The sequence below is a fragment of the Pseudodesulfovibrio alkaliphilus genome (assembly GCF_009729555.1).
Classification (GTDB): Bacteria; Desulfobacterota; Desulfovibrionia; order Desulfovibrionales; family Desulfovibrionaceae; genus Pseudodesulfovibrio; species Pseudodesulfovibrio alkaliphilus.
The window spans coordinates 24,440-41,540 of record NZ_WODC01000012.1 but is presented as its reverse complement, the minus strand read 5'-3'; the positions used below and the strand labels follow the sequence as shown (position 1 = coordinate 41,540).

The following is a 17,101-nucleotide window of genomic DNA, read 5'->3' as shown; positions in this document are numbered from 1 at the left end:
ATAATCACCCAACCGAGGTCCTTTCTGCCGAATAGCCATGCCTTCCTCCTTTGAATGAAGAAAGAATAGCATAATAAATCAAATACTTAAAGAGAAAAAGTGTGGTTGTTGCCGTGCAGAGGTCTCGAAAATGAGCCACGCAGGTTTTCTCAACTTACGTGGCTCATTTTCTCAAGTTAGGTGTCAGCTTACAAACAGCTCGTCGGAAGCGGCGGACACATAGCGGACATATTCCTGAAATCAGCCAAAAACCACGAAAAAAGGTTCCAAGTATTTACTTGAAACCCTTAACTTTCTTGTGGTGAAGCTGGAGGGAATCGAACCCACGACCTCTTGAATGCCACACATGAAGACAGGCGCGTAAGCATTGAAATATCTTGACTTTTTATTTTGAAATCAACAGAAAATCGGTGATTTGAGGGTGGTGTTAAAGGGGTTTGGTTGACCGGATGGTTGACCAAATTTTGGGTTAGCATTGCCGTTCCACATCCATACTCTGGTGCAGGATTCTGACGATGGTCACTATCTCGTCTTCAACGCGATAGAAGACCAGATGCTTTCCAACCGGATGACTGAAATATCCTTCTCTGATGTGATCGCAATTCCTGCCGATGCCGATATTCTCTGCGATCACATGGAAAGATTGATCCAGCCGCGATAGATATTCCTTCCGCTGCTCGATACCCCAAGTCGTTTGCGTGTACCTGGCGATATTCTTGAGATCGGCATACGCCTTATTGGTAAGCTGAAATCGCATCTAGCCGTCCAACTCGGCAGACAGCTTTTCCAATGAATAGTCGGCAATACCACTCTTCTCGCCTTCGCTGAGTGCGAGTTGCAGTGCTTTGACTCTGGCTTCGCGCTCCTCAAGAAGACGTAACCCAGCGCGAATAGCTTCGCTGGCGGAGTTAAATCTCCCTTCTTTGACTTGGTTGCTGATAAAGTTTTCAAAATGCGGTCCGAGCGTGACGCTGGTGTTTTTTTGCATTTGGTCCTCCCATTGCGACTTAAGAGGATTATAATATTTATTGGTACCAGAGACAAGAGGATTAGATGTTCAGCTTGTAAGAGAGTTCAATCTGCATATTTTGCAAATCAATAATGTCGTGCAGTTCCAGAATTTTATTAAATTTTGATTGATATTCCTTCCTCTCTTTGATCGGAAGAGCTAACAAATGAGAATAATAAACTATTTTCTCATGTCCATTAAATGCAGCGAGAAAAAGAGATAAGAGGCAAGCGACCCTAGTACTACCATACGTTTGAGCATATTCCTCGGGACTTGGGCCAGTATAGAATATAGCTCCATTTGTGTTCCAGCATTTCGAAAAGGCTAACACATTAGTATCAAAAATATTTTCCCAATACCTTTGGATAATATGCAAATCTGTATATTCTCCGAACTCTATTCTCAGTCTTTCCTTGATTTGAGTTGAGAAAGTATCAAGTAGTTCAATCAATTCTATTGCATCGTCTCTGTTAAAAACATATCGGCCATCGACATATTCTACTTTTACATTCCCGAGCGTTTCATACCTGCATAAATCATGATGCACTAAACTGTTTCTCAATTTTCTGTAGTCATTAATCCTTTCAAGCATACTTTTAATTTCACCTTTGCAATCTATCTCAAGAGGTCGCAAAAGGGCTTTAATTTTCTCATCCAACGGCTTGTTTTTCAACTCTTCTATATAAGTATATTTCAAAAACTCTGTTACGAAAAAATCATTAAACTCAGTACCTCGTAAATATGAAGGAAGGACTTTTTTTCTAAATAGTTTTTGTTGGCAAATATTCCCGAAATCAAAAGAGACAAGTTCAACAAGAGTATCTACGACTGCAGTTTCAAACGCTGCGAACACATAAGGCAGTAGGACCTCCGGGTAGACTTCCCTACATTGGTCTATGCGCTTTTCGAGACAATCCCAATGCCGCACCAACGCGCGCAAAAATTTTGGTTCCATATTTACCTCATACTTTTAGAACATTCTCAATTCTATACCACGTTGCCAATTCAAGTTCAAAACCTCATTGTCAAAACTCTCTAGAATATGGCGTTCCGCTCTCTCACCTCAACCACAGTTCATACACGTCTTTAATCAGCGATCTCAAACACTTAGTCAACAAAATGGTTGACCACCTGATTGACCAACCATAGAAAAAGGACCATCCAGCCTAAGCAGCTAAACGGTCCTTTTACTTAAGAAAAATGTGTGGTGGAGCTGGAGGGAATCGAACCCACGACCTCTTGAATGCCATTCAAGCGCTCTCCCAACTGAGCTACAGCCCCACGGCGTTGGGTAATTAGCCAAGAGGCCGGGCGATGTCAACCGATAAAGAGCGGAAGGGGTACGGATTTTTGTGGTCGGTGTTCATTGATTCGCCCTTCGTCTTGCAGTACACAAGGGACACCGGGGGGAACAAGGACATCCAATGGCCCAGATACTCAAACGAATCCTCTTGAAACTCATATGGGTGGCCGTGGTCTTTCTTGGCATCACGGTCATCAGCTTCTGGGTCATACACCTCGCGCCCGGCTCGCCAACGGACCTGCAAACCACCCTCAACCCCGAGGCGGGCATGGAGGCCCGGGCCCAGCTCGAAAAGCTCTACGGCCTGGACCGGCCCCTGCACATTCAATACGCCAGCTGGCTTTCGCGGCTGGTCCGGCTCGACTTCGGCCAGTCCATGTCCGGCGACCACCGCCCCGTGTGGGACAAGATAAAGGAACGGCTTCCCCTGACCTTCGGCATGAACGTGGCCTCCCTGGTCCTGACCCTGCTGATCGCCGTGCCCATCGGCGTGGCCTCGGCGTGGTGGCGGGGCGGCGCTTTTGACCGGGTTTCCACGGTGGTGGTCTTCATCGGCTTTGCCATGCCCGGCTTCTGGCTGGCACTGCTGCTCATGCTCTGGCTCGGCATCGCCTGGCCCATCCTGCCCATCTCCGGGCTCACCTCCCTTGGTCATGAGCACATGACCGGACCGCAAAAGGTCTGGGACGTGGTCAGGCATCTCATTCTGCCGGTGTTCATTTACACCTCGGGCTCCTGGGCAGGCATGTCCCGCTTCATGCGTTCCTCCATGCTCGAGGTGCTGCACCAGGACTACATCATGACCGCCCGGGCCAAGGGGCTGCCCAGCCGCGTGGTGCTCTTCAAGCACGCGCTCAGGAACGCGCTCATGCCGGTGATCACCATCCTCGGCCTGTCGGTGCCCGCGCTGATCGGCGGCTCGGTGATCATCGAGTCCATCTTCGCGCTGCCGGGGCTGGGCCAGCTCTTCTATCAGGCGGTCATGGCCCGCGACTATCCGCTGATCATGGGCAGCCTCGTGCTGGGCGCGGTGCTGACCCTGGCGGGCAACCTCCTGGCCGACGTGGGCTACAGCCTGGCCGACCCGCGTGTTCGCCTCGGCGGAGGGCGCGAGCGATGATGTGGTTTGGCCGAAAAAAAATACGACGCCCCCTCAGACGCCCATCGCCCTGGTCGCGCCACGCCCTGCTTGCCGCAGGCAGTCTCATCGTGGGATTGATGTCGATCGGCGCCCTGCTGGCCCCGTGGCTGGCGCCTTACGACCCGAACCTGATCAATGTGGACGCCCTGCTCAGGGCTCCCTGCGCCGAACACCTGATGGGCACCGACGCCCTGGGCCGCGACGTGTTCTCGCGCATTCTCTTCGGCGGACGGGTCTCGCTGTGGGTGGGCTTCGTGGCCGTTGGCATCGCCACCTCCATTGGGCTCGTCCTCGGCCTGATGGCCGGATATTTCGGACGGCTGGCCGATGAGATCATCATGCGCGGGGTGGATGTCATGCTCTGCTTCCCGTCGTTTTTCCTGATCCTGGCGGTCATCGCCTTTCTGGAACCGAGCCTGACCAACATCATGGTGGTCATCGGCCTGACGGGATGGATGGGCGTGGCCAGACTGGTACGGGCCGAGACCCTGAGCATCCGCGAGCGCGACTACGTTCTGGCTGCCCGCGCTGCCGGGGCCGGGTCGGGCCGCATCATCGCCCGCCACATCCTGCCCAATGCCCTGGCCCCGGTGCTGGTCTCGGCCACACTGGGCGTGGCCGGGGCCATTCTGACGGAATCCTCCCTCTCCTTTCTCGGCCTGGGCGTCCAGCCGCCCGACGCCTCCTGGGGCAACATGCTCCTCGAGGGCAAAGAGGTGCTGGGCATCGCGTGGTGGCTGTCGGTCTTTCCCGGTCTGGCCATCCTCGTCACGGTCCTGGGCTACAACCTGCTTGGCGAATCCCTGCGGGATTTGCTTGACCCGAGGCTGAAACAATGAGCATCACCCCGCACACCCGCGCCGCGACCCAGGACGATGTCTTCGCCATGGAGCAGATCATGCGCGACGCCTTTGCACAAAGCTACGCCACCTTCATGCCCGAGCAGTACGTGCGCGAATGGTACGACGCCAACACGGCCTCGCGCACGGTGCGTATCGGCCTGAGCCGGGCCGGGGTGGCCGAGATCATGGGCCGCATTGTCGGCTTTGTCATGTACACGGACAACACCATCACCGAGCTTTGGGTGGACCCGGCCTATCAGGGCCAGGGGGCGGGCCGCGCCCTGATCCATTGGATCGAGGAGGCGTTCCGGGCCATGGGATTCCCCACCATCACCCTCTACTGCTACGAGGCCAACGGCCCGGCGCTGGAATTCTATGCCCGGATGCGCTTTCGCCGGGCATCGAGCTTCGACTCGCGCGATGTGCCCGGCGGGCCGGTCAGGGTCTATACCATGCTCAAGATGGTCTCCCGCCTCAAGAGATGAAAGGAAATGGGGCGAAACGGGCCGCGACCGGCCGGTTGACTGGGCTGGTCTTTCTGGTCGTAATCCTGGCAGCGATCCTGGCCGTCCCTGACCCGGCGCGGGCGAATGGCCCGTCCGCCGGGGGTCTTCCCGCGGCCCTGGTCTTCTCGCCCCAGGTGCTGGACCGGACCTCGGCCCGGCTCGCGGCTGACGACCCCGCGCTGGCCTCTGCCCTGGACGGTCTGATCCGCGAGGCGGACGCGGCCATGGCCGCCCCGGCGGATTCCGTGGTTCTCAAACCCGAACCGCCGCCGGGCGGCGGGCTGCACGATTACTGGTCCCTTGACCCCGGATTCGCCGACATGGCCGACCCGTGCGCCGAGACCTTCGACAGGATGCGGATGCGCCGCATGGCCCGCCACGTCCTGACCCTGGCCCTGGCCTGGAAGTTGACCGGCAACGCGGAATACGCAGGCAAGGGTACGGCCCTGCTGTGGGCCTGGTGCTGCGACTCCCAGACCCGCGCCCGGCCGCACCTCGACCGCGCCCGGACCCGGCCCGGCTCGATTATTGGCACCCCTGCCGGCATCATGGAAGGCCGGGACTTGATCGCCGCCGCCGAGGCCGCCTGTCTGCTGGCCACATCACCGGCCTGGAGCGGGCCGGTAGACAGGGAGGTCAGGGGCTGGTTCGCCGACTATCTCCACTGGCTGCGCCGCAGCGAATCAGGACGACTGGCGGCGGCTGACCAGGGTGACCTTGGCCTGTGGCACGCGGCCCAGGTGACCGCCTTCGCCCGCTTGACCGGCAACGACGCTCTGGCCAGGGCCACGGCAGAGGCAATGCGCGGCCGCATGGCGCCACCACTCCGAAGCGGCATGGAATTGCGGGCCATGCTCATCCTGGCCGCCGTGGCCGAGGGAACAGGCGTTGACCTGTGGCACACCAGCGGACTGCGCGGCATCCTGGAAGCCCTGACCGCCGGACCAACGGCCACCCCGGACGGCGACACGGACTGCGTCCCGGACTGTGCCGACCGGCTGCTTCCCCCTGACGATGCCCCCCTTTTCCACCGGGCCGCGCTGGTGTACAAGGAGCCCCGGTATCTTGATCTGGCCGGAGCCGGGGCCGACCACGTCCGGGCCGCACTGGCCCATTGAGAACGCCCAGCCAAGACGGCGTGGGCCGCAGGAGAAGACTTCGGGCCGCATTTTGCCCGGGACTTTTCGGCGAACTATGATACCATGCGTCATGACGCGGCCGTCAGCCAGCCCCTCGGCGCGGCGTCGGTCAAGGGACTGCGACTTGCCGGAGGCACAGCATCATGCTCGAATTGCTACGCATCAAGGATCTGGCGCTCATCGAGGACATGGAGCTCGAATTCTCGCCCGGACTCAACACCCTTACCGGCGAGACCGGCGCGGGCAAGTCGTTCATCATGCGCGCCGTGGATTTTCTTCTGGGAGAGCGCATGGACGCCGCCCTGGTCCGGCCGGGCAAGGAAAAGGCATCGGTGGAGGCCCTCTTCGTCCTGCCCGAGGGCGAGACGGTCATCCGGCGCGAACTCTCGGCAGAGACCGGCCGCAGCAGGGTCTACATCAACGACCAGCTCTCGTCCCAACCCACCATCCGCGACATGCGCCAATCCCTGGTCATCCATACCAGCCAGCACGGCCAGCAAAAGCTGCTTTCCCCGGCATACCAGGCCGAGGTGCTCGACTCCTTCCTGCCCGACCCCTCGCTGCTCACTGCGCGCAATGACGCCCTGGCGGTGCTCAACGACGTGCTCGAACGCAAGGCCCGGCTCATGGCCCGCTACGAGACTGTCGAAAAACAACGCGAATTCCTTGAATTTCAGAAAAAGGAAATCGACAGGGTCAAACCCCGCCCCGGCGAGGAGGACGACCTTGAGGAACGCAAGAAAATCCTCAAGGACCGCGAGCGGGCGGGCGAGTGTCTGCAAAACGCCCTGAACATCCTCCACGGCGAAGTGGGTCTGCTCGACGCCATGACCCTGCTCACCCGCGAAATGGAGATCATCGCCCGGCTCTTCCCCGGCTTTGAGGACGACCGCGAGGCCATTGAAGAGCTGCGCATGATGCTGCACGATCTCGACTCGCGGCTGAGGCGCGGCCCCGAGGGCCAGGACCTGGACGACGACCACATGAGCCTTGACGATATCGAGGCGCGATTGTTCGAACTGGCCCGGCTCAAGCGCAAGCTCAAACGGGGTCTGAACGAGATCGTGGACCTGAAGAGCGAGATCGACGAGAACCTCTCCTTTCTTGATGCTTGCGCCCTCGACCTCAAGGCCCTCAAGGCCGAAGAGGACGCGGCCGCCAAGGCCCTCAAGGCAACCCTGACCACACTGGGCCGGGCGCGGCAGAAGGCCGCTGGCTCGCTGTGCCAGCGCATTGTGACGGAACTCAAGGACCTGGGCTTCTCGGAGCATGTCAAGGTCCACTACGAATTTGATGCCCGCGAAATATACCCTGGCTGCGAGGATCTGCGCGGCAGACTCATGTGGGTGCCCAACCCCGGCCAGCCGGCCCAACCCCTGGACAAGATCGCCTCGGGGGGCGAGCTGTCGCGCTTCCTGCTCGCCCTGGTGACCATGAACGGCGAGAACGCCAACGACCACGACGCGCTGCCCACTCTCATCTTCGACGAAGTGGACGCAGGCATCGGCGGCCTGACCCTCAACGCTGTCGGAGCACGGCTGCGCACTCTGGCCGACAGGCAGCAAACCCTGCTCATCACCCACTGGCCCCAACTGGCAGGCAGGGCTGACCGACACTTCCTCATCCAAAAAGATGTGGTGGACGGCGCCACCTACACCCGCTGCGACCGCCTCGACGGCCAGCGCATCCGGGCAGAGCTCTCGCGTATGGCGGGCGGCGGCGAGCAGGGCGACGCCCTGGCCGAAAAGCTCTGCCGGTGAAAGATTGCTGCATATTCATACATTCAATTAATATAGACACCTGTGAGCACGTGGCGGCCCATCAGCCCGCCAAGGAAGCCGACCGCCGCGCTGACACGCCGATTCCACTGGACTTTTCCACACCGGCTACCATACTATCAACACACTTGTAACGGTTTCCTCCAGGAGAATGCCGTGGACAGACTTTCCCCCGCCCAGGTCTGCCGGGGTACCCATCTATGCTTTGCCCTGGTCTGCCTCTGGTTGGCCCTGCCGGTCGCGGCAGCGGCTGGACAGGTGAAGATGCAGGCCATTGTCTACCCGCCGCTGGTCTATGCCAACGGCGACAGACTGTGGGGCGTGGTGCCCGAGGTCGTCCGTGAGATCCAGCACCTCGCGGGCGACGACAGCGAGCTTGAGGAGGTGCCCTGGCTGCGGGCCTTCGAGCGGGCAAAGACCGAGCCCATGCACGCCCTTTTCGCCATTGTCCGCATCCCGGAGCGGGAGCCGCTGTTCAAGTGGGTCGGTCCGGTATTCGAGGAGGGGGACTATTTCTTCAAGCGCAAGGGAAGCCCTCTTGAAATCAAGACCCTTGAGGATGCCATGGCCGTGGAGCGCATCGCGGCCCGCAAGGACGGCTACACCCACAAGGCCATGGCGGCCAGGGGGTTCACCAACCTCGACATCGGCCCGAGCTATGATTCGAGCTACCTCAAGCTGCACCAGGGCCGCGTGGACCTCGTGCTCATGGGCGAGCGCACCTACCGCTACATGGTCAGTCATGCGGGCCTCGACCCCGACGACTTCGAGCGCACCGAGTATCTCTTCAACGAGTCGAGCGCCTGGCTCGCCTTCTCCCTTGATGTCCCCGATGAAATGGTGGCGCAATGGCAGCAGGCCCTTGACACCATCAAGGCCAACGGCGTGTACGACGCCATCATGGAACGCAATTTCGCCCACTAGCCAAGTCCGCCCCGGACGAGTACACTCGTTGCGGAGCAGAGAAGGAGCGGGCCCCCCGCCCCAACCCCGATCCGGCCGGGCGCACGAGTTGCCCGAGCCGCAAACCGATTTGTTGCGCGTGGCGCGGAGTATTCATGGGTAACCTTTTTGTTTCGCTCTATATCAAACTCTTCTTTTTGCTGACACCGTTTTTCGTGCTCACGGTCTTTCTGTCGCTGACCGAAGGCATGGAGAAAATGCAGCAGCGCAGTGTGGCGATCAGAACATCCGTGGCCGTGCTGATCATCTCCCTGATCCTGTATTTCGCGGGCAATCCCATCTTCTCCACCCTGGGCATCACCATGGACGGATTCCGCGTGGGCGCAGGCAGTCTGCTTTTCCTTTCGGCCGTGTCCCTGGTCTCGGGCAAGCGTACGCGGCCCGAGCCGGAAGAGAACACGGACATGGCCGTGGTGCCTCTGGCCATACCCATCACCGTGGGTCCGGCCACCATCGGCACCCTGCTCATCCTCGGCGCCGAGCTGGGCGGTCCCACGGAACAGGCATTGGGCGCGGCCGCCCTGGTCTGCGCCTGTCTGACCGTGACCGCACTCCTCTTCTCGGCCACGGCCATCCATCGGCTCATCGGCCCCATGGGGCTGGCCGTGCTCACACGCATTACCGGGCTGGTCCTCTCGGCCATGGCCGCCCAGATCGTATTCACCGGGATCAGGAACTTCCTGACCTGACCCGTGAGCCTTTCGGCCCGCGCCGGTTGCAATGCAGGACGCCACCCCCTATAGTGCGTCAAACCGCCACATCCAAGACAGGTGCCCCATGAGCAAGATTACCCGCAGACAAGCCCTGGCCCTGCTCGGCTCCACCGCAGCCGCCGTCGCCCTGACCCCCTCGCTGGCCCTCGCCGACCGCCAGGGACTGACCTGCTGCTGGGACCGGCACTTCCCACCCTTTTCCATGGAACTCGACGGGACCATGACCGGCATCCTTGTGGACTGCATGGACAAGCTGCTGGGCGAGCGCATGGGCTATGCCCTCACGCATAGCGGCCTGGACTGGCCCTCGGCCCAGGCCATGGTCGAACGCGGCCAAGGCGATGTCCTGTGCACAAACCCCACCCCCCAGCGCCAGGGATATGTCCTGTTCGCCGAGACCCCCGTGGTGGAGAGCCTGCCCTCCATCTTCTGCTCCGCAGACAACCCCCGGCTGGCCGAAATCAACGCCGTCGCGGACCTTGATGGGTTACGCCCCTTCCGGCAGGTGGATTACGCGGGTAACGGATGGGCGACCCGGACCTTTCCGCCGGACCACCCGATCGACTATGTGGACTCCCTGTCCACGGCCCTGTCCATGGTCGCCTCCGGCGAGGCGGACATCTTTGTGGGCAACAGTCTGGCCGCGCTGCACACCCTGCGCGAAGCCGGGCTCAAGGCAAAGGTGCGCGTCCGGCAACTGCCGGTTGGCGAACCGTCGAGCTTCCATTTCGGCCTCAGAGCCGCCCACCCGGACGCCCCGGCCATTCTCGAGCGGTTCTCGGCCGTCCAGGACCAAGCCATGGACGAGGGCGTCATCCGCGAAATAATTCTCGGCTACCTCTGATATACGCCGAACACGGCATAACCCGTCCGACCGGGACATACGCGAGCATTTTTCATGACTTCCGACTCTCTCCTCGTTCTCGATCGCGTTTATGATGTACGCTCCTACGAACCGCGCCAGGATGGGCGCGTTCCTGTCACGGCCGTGTGCAACCAGCTCCAGGACATCGCCTCGCGCCACGCCGACGGCCTGGGTTTTGGCTACCACGACCTGGAGACCAGCGGACACTACTGGCTGCTGGCCCGGCTGCATGTGATGATGGAACGGATGCCCGGCTACGGCGATAGCGTCCGGGTTCGCACCTGGCCGTCGGGCAACGAACGGCTGGTGGCCACCCGCGATTTCCTGATCCTCGACCCGAACGGAGAGGACGCGGGGCCGGGCGCGGTACTGGGCCGGGCCACCTCGGCCTGGGTGACCATGAACGCCCGCACCCATCGGCCGGACCCGCCGCACGAGGTGCTGCACGCACGCTTCATCCCCGAGGTAGAACGCGCCCTCGCCTTTCCGACCAGGGCCGTGACCCGGCTGTCGTCCGGGGAGCACGAGCAGACCCTGGCCGCCCGACGGGCGGACCTGGACATCAACGGCCACGTCAACAACGTACGCTATGCGGAGTTCTGCCTTGAGGCAGTGCCGCAAGCCTGGGAGGAGACCCGCTTCTGCACAGGCCTCGACATCCAGTTTCGCAGCGAATCCTTTGTCGGCGATGCCTATGTCTCGGTCTGCGCCGAGGCCGACCCGGACAACGGGACGCCCACCCTGCTCCACCGCCTGACCCGCATTGCCGACGACCGCGAGATCGTGCGTATGCGCTCCTGGTGGCGGCCCCGCAACGCCTGAACGCGCCCGGCCAGGAGAAGGGGAAAACGCCCCTCTCGCCCTTCTTGAGCCCTTTACCTCCCTGTCCGGGGCATGGCGCAGCCGGGCACCCCGCTGTCCAGAAGCGCGGCCAGCAGGCCGGTCAGCCTCCTGTCGTAGCGCCTGGACTCGTGGACCAGGGTGGCGACCGCCTCGTCGGGGCTCCCGGCCCCCCGGTGGGGACGGCTCCCGATCATGGCCGCAAAGGTATCGGCCACCGCGCACAGCCGTCCGGGCAACGAGATGGCCTCCCCCCGCAACCCGCGGGGATAGCCCGAGCCGTCGAGCCGTTCGTGATGCTCCTCCAGACACTGACGGACAACGGGGTCTCGCACCTTGAGCCGCTCAATCATGCGCAGCCCGGCCTCGATGTGTCGCTCTATGGACTCGCGGTCGCGGCGCAGCAGATAGCGCTCCTTGTCGGTGATGAACCGGGGCACGCTGGTCATGCCCAGGTCATGCAATGCCAGCCCCAGGGCCATGGCCGAAAGGGCGGTACGCTCCGCCCCACCCGACCCGCCAGCCCCGGCCGGTGCCGAAGACGTGAGCATCACGAACAGGCCGATGCCGATGAACAGGGTGTTCACCGCGTGCACGGCCGGATCGTGATCCCGGTGCAGGGCCCGGGTCAGGACCGCCACCCGGCAGGGATCCGCCCAGAGGTATTCGGCCAGAATGGCAATGTCCCCGCGCAGCCGGTCCAGCTCCTCGCGCCGAGGCTGGTCAAGAAACCGGGCCACCTTGTCGCGCAGGGCCAGGGAAAATATTTCGGCCACCTCGCACGGGTTCAGGCCGTCCTCCACCAGCACCAGTCCGAGCTTGCGGCTCAGATGCCGGGCATAGACATGGTAATCCTCGCGCAGCAGAAAAAGGCGGCCCTCGGCGGCCAGCCCGGCCACGCGGGCCTGGGCCTCGGCGCCAAGGCGTCTGCCCGCGCCATGCAGCAGCCCCACCCGACCCAGGGCTTCATCATGCAGGTATATGTCCACGGGCGGCCGGAACCTGGGAAATATCTCAAGGATGTTCGGGCTGATCTGAAGATAGGTCTCGGACAGGGGCTGGCCCGGAGGCGGGGCGGAAGAGGTCTCTGGCTGGGGCATGGCGTGTCCGGTCCTGGTCGGTGGTTTTTCTCACCATACCGCGCTTCAACCTCCATGGAAAGACCGTGGGGAGAAGACGCGCCGCAGACAAAGGAGTCCGCGCCCCCTTGCCCGTCGCAGCAGGGTAGGCTACACACGGTGATTCAAGGAGCACACGCACATGAGCCGGACAGACAATCCAGTGATCCGCGCCCTGCTTGAGCGGCGCAGCATCCGCAAGTTCACCGGGCAACCCGTGGACCGCCAGGACATCCTGGCCATCCTCGAGGCCGGGCGCTGGGCTCCCAGCGGCCTGAACAACCAGCCCTGGCGATTTCTCGTGATCAACGTCGACGACCCCCGGCGCACCCCCCTGGCCGAGTGCACCAAGTACGCGCACATCATCCGCGCCTCGACCGTCTGCATCGCCGTGACCCTGGAAAAAGACGCCATGTACAGCGAGATGAAGGACCACCAGGGGGCTGGCGCCTGCATCCAGAACATGCTCGTCGCGGCCCACGCCCTTGGGCTCGGCGCGGTCTGGATCGGCCAGATCGTCAACGATCAGGCGGCCGCGCTGGCCGCCCTGGGGCTCGACCCGGACAGCCATGAACTGCAGGCGGTCATCGCCCTCGGCCACCCGGACCAAGAGGGCGGCTCCACCCGCAAACCGCTATCGGAACTGCTTTTGGAGGAGATATGACGGAAATCAAAAGCTTTGCCCTCGGCCCCCTGCAGACCAACTGTTTTGTGCTGGTCAACGGCTCCCAGGCCGTGGCAGTGGACCCGGGCGGCGACCCGGCCCCGGTGCTGGCCTTTCTCAGGGACAAGGGGCTGACCCTGACCCATATTCTCAACACCCACCTGCATTTCGACCACACCTACGGCAACAAGCCCCTGGCAGAGGCCACGGGCGCACCCGTGCTGCACGGAGCGGACGACGCCTATCTGCTGGAGACCGAACTGGGCCTTGGCGGCCTCTTCGGACTGCCCCCGGTGGAACGCTACGAGGCGCAGACCATTGAGCCGGGCGAAGCCGTGTTCGCCGGGCTGGCCTGCACCGTGCTGGCCACTCCGGGCCACTCCCGCGGCAGCCTGACCTTCCACTTTCCCGAGGCAGGTGCCGCCTTCGTGGGCGACCTGATCTTCTACCGATCCATTGGCAGGACAGACTTCGAGGGAGGGGATCTCGACGTGCTCAAGCGCTCGGTAACCCGGTGCATCTTCACCCTGCCTCCCGAGACCCGGCTGCTGTCGGGCCACGGCCCCGAGACCACCGTGGGCGACGAAATGAATCACAATCCTTTTTTTGCGGGGTTCTAGCATGAGCAAGACCGTCAGCATCGACATCCGCGACAAGTGTTGAGGGGTGGGACTGGAGGTAGGTTGGTACCTCCGTTTCGCCAGGACGGACCGGATCGAGGCTCTGGTCGCCCCCAGGGGGGTGGCCCAGGTGCGCCACGAGATGCACAGCCATCCGGGCTGGTCCCTTGAAGTCGAGGAACGCGGCGATCACGCCCTGACGCGCATGACCCGCATCAAACCCGTCTATTCCGGCGTGGACGCACCCGCCGACCAAGGAACCGAATCATGACCGACAGAGCCGTGGTCTTCGCATGCAGCCACCGCCGGGGCGGCAACACCGACCGGGCCGCCTCCTGGCTTGCGGACGGGGTTCGCGAGGCGGGCGGACAGGCGGACATCATCCATGTTCGCGAGCACGAGGTGCGCCCCTGTCTTGCCTGCGGCTACTGCGACGAACCGGGCGAACGTCGCGGCCGCGACCTCTGCGTCCTCGGCCCTGGCGACGCGGCCTGGGATCTCTTCGAGGCGCTGCTGACGGCCAGGGCCGTGCTCTTTGCCTCACCCATCTACTTCTACCATCTGCCCTCCATGCTCAAGACCTGGATCGACCGGGGCCAGCAGTTCTGGGCCGCCCGGGCAGACGGCGCACAATGGCTGGCCGCCCTGCCCGAGCGCACCGCACGGGCCGTTTTCGTGGCCGGACGGCCTCGGGGCGAGAAGCTCTTCGAAGGCGCTGCCGTGACCTTGCGCTACTTCCTGCACAACTTCGCCATGCCCCTTAAGGAGCCGCTGACATTTCGCGGCCTGGACGGGCCCGACGATCTAGCTGACCGCGCCGACAGAAACGCCATCATCGACCTGGGCCGCCGCGCCTGGGAAGAAGCCTCCTAAGACGCGATGCGCTCCCTGGCGGCTCGCTTCGCCCGCCTTGCACGGGCGCTGGGTGTGGCAGGAGCGCGTTGCCCGGTCTGCTCGGCGCTGACCCCCGCCGGGGAGAATCCGCTGTGCCCGACCTGCGCCCAGGCGTTGCGTCCGCGCCTTGGGGGATGTTGCGCCCGCTGCGGCGACATGTTCGGCGACCAAACGGACGACACCGTGGACCCCCTGGCTGAACCGGCCACGGTCTGCGCCGAGTGCCGCCTCGACCCGCCGCCCTGGGACCGGCTGCACTTCCACGGCCCCTATTCCGCCGCCCTGCGCGACCTGATCATTGACTTCAAGTTCCATGGCGGTCTGCACCGCACCCGGTTGCTGGTCTCCCTGGCCGCCGAGGCATATCGGCGCGGCACCGCCGCCGTGGCGCCGGACATGGCGCTACCCGACCTGATCGTTCCCGTGCCGCTCCATCCCCGAAGGGTGCGGGAGCGCGGCTACAATCAGAGCCTCGAACTGGCGCGGGGTCTGGGCCGCGCCCTGGGCAGACCCGTGGCTGCCAACGCCCTGGGCAGGGTTCGCCACACCGCGCCCCAGTCGAGCCTGGACATGGCCCAGCGGCGCGAGAATATCCGCGACGCTTTTGTCGCCGCCGAAATGGTGCGCGGCAAAGCCCTCCTGCTGGTGGACGACGTGTACACCACTGGCGCGACGCTGACAGAATGCGCCCGGACCTTGCGCCGGGCCGGGGCCGCCGGGATGGACGCCCTGGTGCTGGCTCGGGCAGGCCGCGAACCGCGCTGAAAGCGCCGGGACCATGCGTCGGCAGCCGGAAAACGAAAAAATCGCAAAAAACAACGCACAGGGCTTGACTTCACCGCCCTGTTGCGGCTAGCTTGCCTCCTCTTACGAATTGGAGGTTCCAACTATGTTCGCTATCATCGAGACCGGCGGGAAACAATACCGCGTTGAAGAAGGTCTTGAATTCAATGTGGATCTGCTCAAGGCCGAAGCCGGTGACAATCTGAGCATCGATTCGGTTCTCCTGGTAGACAAGGACGGCGAGACCAAAATCGGCGAACCTTTCGTTCAGGGCGCCAAGGTCGAGTGTGAGGTTCTGGGACACATCCGCGGCAAGAAGATCGTGGTCTTCCACAAGCGCCCCAAGAAGGACGCCCGCAAGACCCAGGGTCATCGCCAGGACTACACCCAAATCAAAGTCAAATCCATCACGGCCTAGCGCCTGAGGGGAGGATACCATGGCTCATAAAAAAGCTGGCGGCAGTTCCAGAAACGGACGCGACAGCGCCGGGCAAAGGCGCGGCGTGAAGCGCTTTGGCGGGCAGGAAGTCCTGGCCGGCAACATCCTCGTGCGTCAGTTGGGCACCAAGTTCCACCCCGGCGACGGTGTGGGCATGGGCAGGGACTACACCCTGTTCGCCCTGGTGGACGGGGTGGTCAAGTTTGAAAAGTACACGCGCCAACGGGTGGTCAAAACCCGTGTGCACGTGATCCCTGCGGAAGCGTAGCTCCGGGGAAACCGACACATCCGGGCAGGGGACGTCATGGGCGCCCCCTGCCCGTTTTTTGCGTTGTCGCCCGTTTTCGCGCCCGATTCGGGCTCGCTGGGCGGCGCGGCCGGGAGGTTCCATGCGATTTGTTGACGAAGCGACCATCCTGGTGCGGTCAGGCAAGGGCGGCAACGGCTGCGCCAGTCTGCACCGCGAGGCCAACATGCCCAAGGGCGGCCCGGACGGCGGCGACGGCGGCCGGGGCGGCGACGTGATCTTTCGCGGCACCAACCGGCTGATGACCCTCTACGACTTCCGTCTGCACCGCCACTATTTCGCCAAGAACGGTCAGCCCGGCATGGGCCGCGACCGCTACGGCAAGGCAGCGCCGTCCCTCTATGTGGACCTGCCCGTGGGCACCCTGGTCTACGAGATCGTGGAGGATGAGGACGGCAACACCAGCGAGCGGCTCGTCGCCGACCTGGTGGAGGACGGTACCGAGGTGGTCATCTGCAAAGGCGGCGACGGCGGCCGGGGCAACCTCCACTTCAAGTCCTCGGTCAACCGCACCCCGCGCTACGCCGAACCCGGATGGCCCGGCGAGGAAAAACAGCTTCGCCTCGAGCTGAAGATTCTGGCCGACGTGGGTCTGCTCGGGCTGCCCAATGCTGGCAAGTCCACCTTCATCTCCCGGATCTCTGCCGCCCGGCCCAAGATCGCCGCCTATCCCTTCACCACCCTCTTTCCCAACCTCGGGGTGGTGGAAAACGACGCCTTCGAGCGCATGGTCATCGCCGACATCCCCGGCCTCATTGAAGGTGCCAGCGCCGGGCACGGCCTGGGAATCACCTTCTTGCGCCACGTGGAGCGCACCCGCTTTCTGGTTCACCTTCTCTCGGTGGAGGACATGTCCCACGACGACCCGGCCGACGGATACGCCATGCTCAACCAGGAACTGCGCGAATACAGCCCGGAACTGGCCGCCAGGACCCAGATCAGGGTCATCAACAAGATCGACACCCTGACCCCGGACCAATTGGCCGATCTGCGCGACAAGGCCAAGGCATCGGACCAACCGATATTCCTCATCTCCGCCCGGACCGGCGAAGGCGTGGACGCCCTGCTGGACGAAATGTGGCGCATCCTGCGCACTCTCGATTCGGCGGACGGATCGTCGGCCACCCCAGGCCCCGAAGAGAACGACTGAACGGGAGGCCCGGCTTCGGCCTCCGCC

General features: G+C 62.6%; 21 protein-coding genes and 1 tRNA gene. 17 read left to right on the top strand and 5 right to left on the bottom strand.

The features are described 5' to 3' along the window. Positions 1-469 precede the first annotated feature (469 nt). From GKC30_RS14215 to GKC30_RS14200, 4 genes are all read right to left on the bottom strand, one after another. Positions 470-757, bottom strand: coding sequence for a type II toxin-antitoxin system RelE/ParE family toxin (locus tag GKC30_RS14215; RefSeq protein WP_155935635.1), 288 nt, complete (start codon positions 755-757; stop codon positions 470-472). Beyond that, positions 758-988, bottom strand: coding sequence for a type II toxin-antitoxin system ParD family antitoxin (locus tag GKC30_RS14210; RefSeq protein ID WP_155935634.1), 231 nt, complete (start codon positions 986-988; stop codon positions 758-760). Positions 989-1,049: 61 nt separating this feature from the next. Continuing rightward, positions 1,050-1,862, bottom strand: coding sequence for a hypothetical protein (locus GKC30_RS14205; protein ID WP_155935633.1), 813 nt, complete (start codon positions 1,860-1,862; stop codon positions 1,050-1,052). 352 nt (positions 1,863-2,214) lie between these two features. Beyond that, a tRNA-Ala gene (locus GKC30_RS14200) sits at positions 2,215-2,290 on the bottom strand. A gap of 143 nt (positions 2,291-2,433) precedes the next feature. Between GKC30_RS14200 and GKC30_RS14195 the strand changes: the two genes are divergently transcribed. From GKC30_RS14195 to GKC30_RS14155, 9 genes are all read left to right on the top strand, one after another. After that, positions 2,434-3,432: an ABC transporter permease gene (locus tag GKC30_RS14195; protein ID WP_155935632.1), complete on the top strand. Its 999-nt coding sequence runs from the start codon at positions 2,434-2,436 to the stop codon at positions 3,430-3,432. Next, a complete protein-coding gene (locus tag GKC30_RS14190) occupies positions 3,432-4,292 on the top strand; it encodes an ABC transporter permease (RefSeq protein ID WP_155935643.1) in 861 nt (286 codons plus the stop codon). The genes GKC30_RS14195 and GKC30_RS14190 overlap by 1 nt, the downstream gene beginning before the upstream one ends. Continuing rightward, positions 4,289-4,780, top strand: a complete 492-nt coding sequence (locus GKC30_RS14185; RefSeq protein WP_155935631.1) for a GNAT family N-acetyltransferase — start codon at positions 4,289-4,291, stop codon at positions 4,778-4,780. The genes GKC30_RS14190 and GKC30_RS14185 overlap by 4 nt, the downstream gene beginning before the upstream one ends. Further along, positions 4,777-5,919 carry an alginate lyase family protein gene (locus tag GKC30_RS14180; protein WP_155935630.1) on the top strand — a complete coding sequence of 381 codons (1,143 nt, stop codon included), beginning with the start codon at positions 4,777-4,779 and terminating at the stop codon, positions 5,917-5,919. The genes GKC30_RS14185 and GKC30_RS14180 overlap by 4 nt, the downstream gene beginning before the upstream one ends. 164 nt (positions 5,920-6,083) lie before the next feature. Continuing rightward, positions 6,084-7,700 carry a DNA repair protein RecN gene (locus GKC30_RS14175; RefSeq protein ID WP_155935629.1) on the top strand — a complete coding sequence of 539 codons (1,617 nt, stop codon included), beginning with the start codon at positions 6,084-6,086 and terminating at the stop codon, positions 7,698-7,700. A 174-nt stretch (positions 7,701-7,874) separates the two neighbouring features. Then, complete coding sequence (locus GKC30_RS14170; protein ID WP_367614154.1) at positions 7,875-8,642, top strand: substrate-binding periplasmic protein; 768 nt, start codon at positions 7,875-7,877, stop codon at positions 8,640-8,642. Positions 8,643-8,776: 134 nt separating this feature from the next. After that, positions 8,777-9,370, top strand: coding sequence for a MarC family protein (locus GKC30_RS14165; RefSeq protein ID WP_155935628.1), 594 nt, complete (start codon positions 8,777-8,779; stop codon positions 9,368-9,370). 88 nt (positions 9,371-9,458) lie between these two features. After that, the gene (locus GKC30_RS14160) at positions 9,459-10,238 is read left to right on the top strand and encodes a substrate-binding periplasmic protein (protein ID WP_196772908.1); all 780 of its coding nucleotides are present in this window, start codon (positions 9,459-9,461) and stop codon (positions 10,236-10,238) included. A gap of 54 nt (positions 10,239-10,292) precedes the next feature. Continuing rightward, positions 10,293-11,081 (top strand): acyl-[acyl-carrier-protein] thioesterase, encoded by a 789-nt coding sequence (locus GKC30_RS14155; RefSeq protein ID WP_155935626.1) that lies wholly within the window; start codon positions 10,293-10,295, stop codon positions 11,079-11,081. A 53-nt stretch (positions 11,082-11,134) separates the two neighbouring features. Here GKC30_RS14155 and GKC30_RS14150 read toward each other — a convergent pair whose 3' ends face one another. Next, positions 11,135-12,199 carry an HD-GYP domain-containing protein gene (locus GKC30_RS14150; protein WP_155935625.1) on the bottom strand — a complete coding sequence of 355 codons (1,065 nt, stop codon included), beginning with the start codon at positions 12,197-12,199 and terminating at the stop codon, positions 11,135-11,137. Between the two features lie 160 nt (positions 12,200-12,359). Here GKC30_RS14150 and GKC30_RS14145 point away from each other — a divergent pair, with 160 nt between their 5' ends. The 8 genes from GKC30_RS14145 to obgE all read left to right on the top strand — a co-directional run bounded on the left by GKC30_RS14145 (position 12,360) and on the right by obgE (position 17,074). Next, the gene (locus tag GKC30_RS14145) at positions 12,360-12,881 is read left to right on the top strand and encodes a nitroreductase family protein (RefSeq protein ID WP_155935624.1); all 522 of its coding nucleotides are present in this window, start codon (positions 12,360-12,362) and stop codon (positions 12,879-12,881) included. Then, positions 12,878-13,501 carry an MBL fold metallo-hydrolase gene (locus GKC30_RS14140; RefSeq protein ID WP_155935623.1) on the top strand — a complete coding sequence of 208 codons (624 nt, stop codon included), beginning with the start codon at positions 12,878-12,880 and terminating at the stop codon, positions 13,499-13,501. The genes GKC30_RS14145 and GKC30_RS14140 overlap by 4 nt, the downstream gene beginning before the upstream one ends. 46 nt (positions 13,502-13,547) lie before the next feature. Beyond that, positions 13,548-13,772 (top strand): hypothetical protein, encoded by a 225-nt coding sequence (locus GKC30_RS14135; protein ID WP_367614153.1) that lies wholly within the window; start codon positions 13,548-13,550, stop codon positions 13,770-13,772. After that, the gene (locus GKC30_RS14130; protein ID WP_155935622.1) at positions 13,769-14,374 is read left to right on the top strand and encodes a flavodoxin family protein; all 606 of its coding nucleotides are present in this window, start codon (positions 13,769-13,771) and stop codon (positions 14,372-14,374) included. The genes GKC30_RS14135 and GKC30_RS14130 overlap by 4 nt, the downstream gene beginning before the upstream one ends. 6 nt (positions 14,375-14,380) lie before the next feature. After that, complete coding sequence (locus tag GKC30_RS14125; protein ID WP_155935621.1) at positions 14,381-15,160, top strand: ComFC family protein; 780 nt, start codon at positions 14,381-14,383, stop codon at positions 15,158-15,160. A 124-nt stretch (positions 15,161-15,284) separates the two neighbouring features. Next, complete coding sequence (gene rplU, locus GKC30_RS14120) at positions 15,285-15,596, top strand: 50S ribosomal protein L21 (protein WP_155935620.1); 312 nt, start codon at positions 15,285-15,287, stop codon at positions 15,594-15,596. Positions 15,597-15,615: 19 nt separating this feature from the next. Further along, positions 15,616-15,885 carry a 50S ribosomal protein L27 gene (gene rpmA, locus GKC30_RS14115; RefSeq protein WP_155935619.1) on the top strand — a complete coding sequence of 90 codons (270 nt, stop codon included), beginning with the start codon at positions 15,616-15,618 and terminating at the stop codon, positions 15,883-15,885. Positions 15,886-16,006: 121 nt separating this feature from the next. Further along, positions 16,007-17,074, top strand: coding sequence for a GTPase ObgE (obgE, locus tag GKC30_RS14110; RefSeq protein WP_155935618.1), 1,068 nt, complete (start codon positions 16,007-16,009; stop codon positions 17,072-17,074). Positions 17,075-17,101 lie beyond the last annotated feature (27 nt).

Coding starts and splice junctions, on each gene's coding strand:
- GKC30_RS14175 (WP_155935629.1), top strand. CDS start 6,084: ATGCTCGAATTGCTACGCATCAAGGATCTGGCGCTCATCGAGGACATG.
- GKC30_RS14125 (WP_155935621.1), top strand. CDS start 14,381: ATGCGCTCCCTGGCGGCTCGCTTCGCCCGCCTTGCACGGGCGCTGGGT.
- GKC30_RS14185 (WP_155935631.1), top strand. CDS start 4,289: ATGAGCATCACCCCGCACACCCGCGCCGCGACCCAGGACGATGTCTTC.
- rpmA (WP_155935619.1), top strand. CDS start 15,616: ATGGCTCATAAAAAAGCTGGCGGCAGTTCCAGAAACGGACGCGACAGC.
- obgE (WP_155935618.1), top strand. CDS start 16,007: ATGCGATTTGTTGACGAAGCGACCATCCTGGTGCGGTCAGGCAAGGGC.
- GKC30_RS14195 (WP_155935632.1), top strand. CDS start 2,434: ATGGCCCAGATACTCAAACGAATCCTCTTGAAACTCATATGGGTGGCC.
- GKC30_RS14145 (WP_155935624.1), top strand. CDS start 12,360: ATGAGCCGGACAGACAATCCAGTGATCCGCGCCCTGCTTGAGCGGCGC.
- GKC30_RS14165 (WP_155935628.1), top strand. CDS start 8,777: ATGGGTAACCTTTTTGTTTCGCTCTATATCAAACTCTTCTTTTTGCTG.
- GKC30_RS14140 (WP_155935623.1), top strand. CDS start 12,878: ATGACGGAAATCAAAAGCTTTGCCCTCGGCCCCCTGCAGACCAACTGT.
- GKC30_RS14210 (WP_155935634.1), bottom strand. CDS start 988: ATGCAAAAAAACACCAGCGTCACGCTCGGACCGCATTTTGAAAACTTT.
- GKC30_RS14150 (WP_155935625.1), bottom strand. CDS start 12,199: ATGCCCCAGCCAGAGACCTCTTCCGCCCCGCCTCCGGGCCAGCCCCTG.
- GKC30_RS14215 (WP_155935635.1), bottom strand. CDS start 757: ATGCGATTTCAGCTTACCAATAAGGCGTATGCCGATCTCAAGAATATC.
- GKC30_RS14180 (WP_155935630.1), top strand. CDS start 4,777: ATGAAAGGAAATGGGGCGAAACGGGCCGCGACCGGCCGGTTGACTGGG.
- GKC30_RS14130 (WP_155935622.1), top strand. CDS start 13,769: ATGACCGACAGAGCCGTGGTCTTCGCATGCAGCCACCGCCGGGGCGGC.
- GKC30_RS14155 (WP_155935626.1), top strand. CDS start 10,293: ATGACTTCCGACTCTCTCCTCGTTCTCGATCGCGTTTATGATGTACGC.
- GKC30_RS14160 (WP_196772908.1), top strand. CDS start 9,459: ATGAGCAAGATTACCCGCAGACAAGCCCTGGCCCTGCTCGGCTCCACC.
- GKC30_RS14190 (WP_155935643.1), top strand. CDS start 3,432: ATGTGGTTTGGCCGAAAAAAAATACGACGCCCCCTCAGACGCCCATCG.
- rplU (WP_155935620.1), top strand. CDS start 15,285: ATGTTCGCTATCATCGAGACCGGCGGGAAACAATACCGCGTTGAAGAA.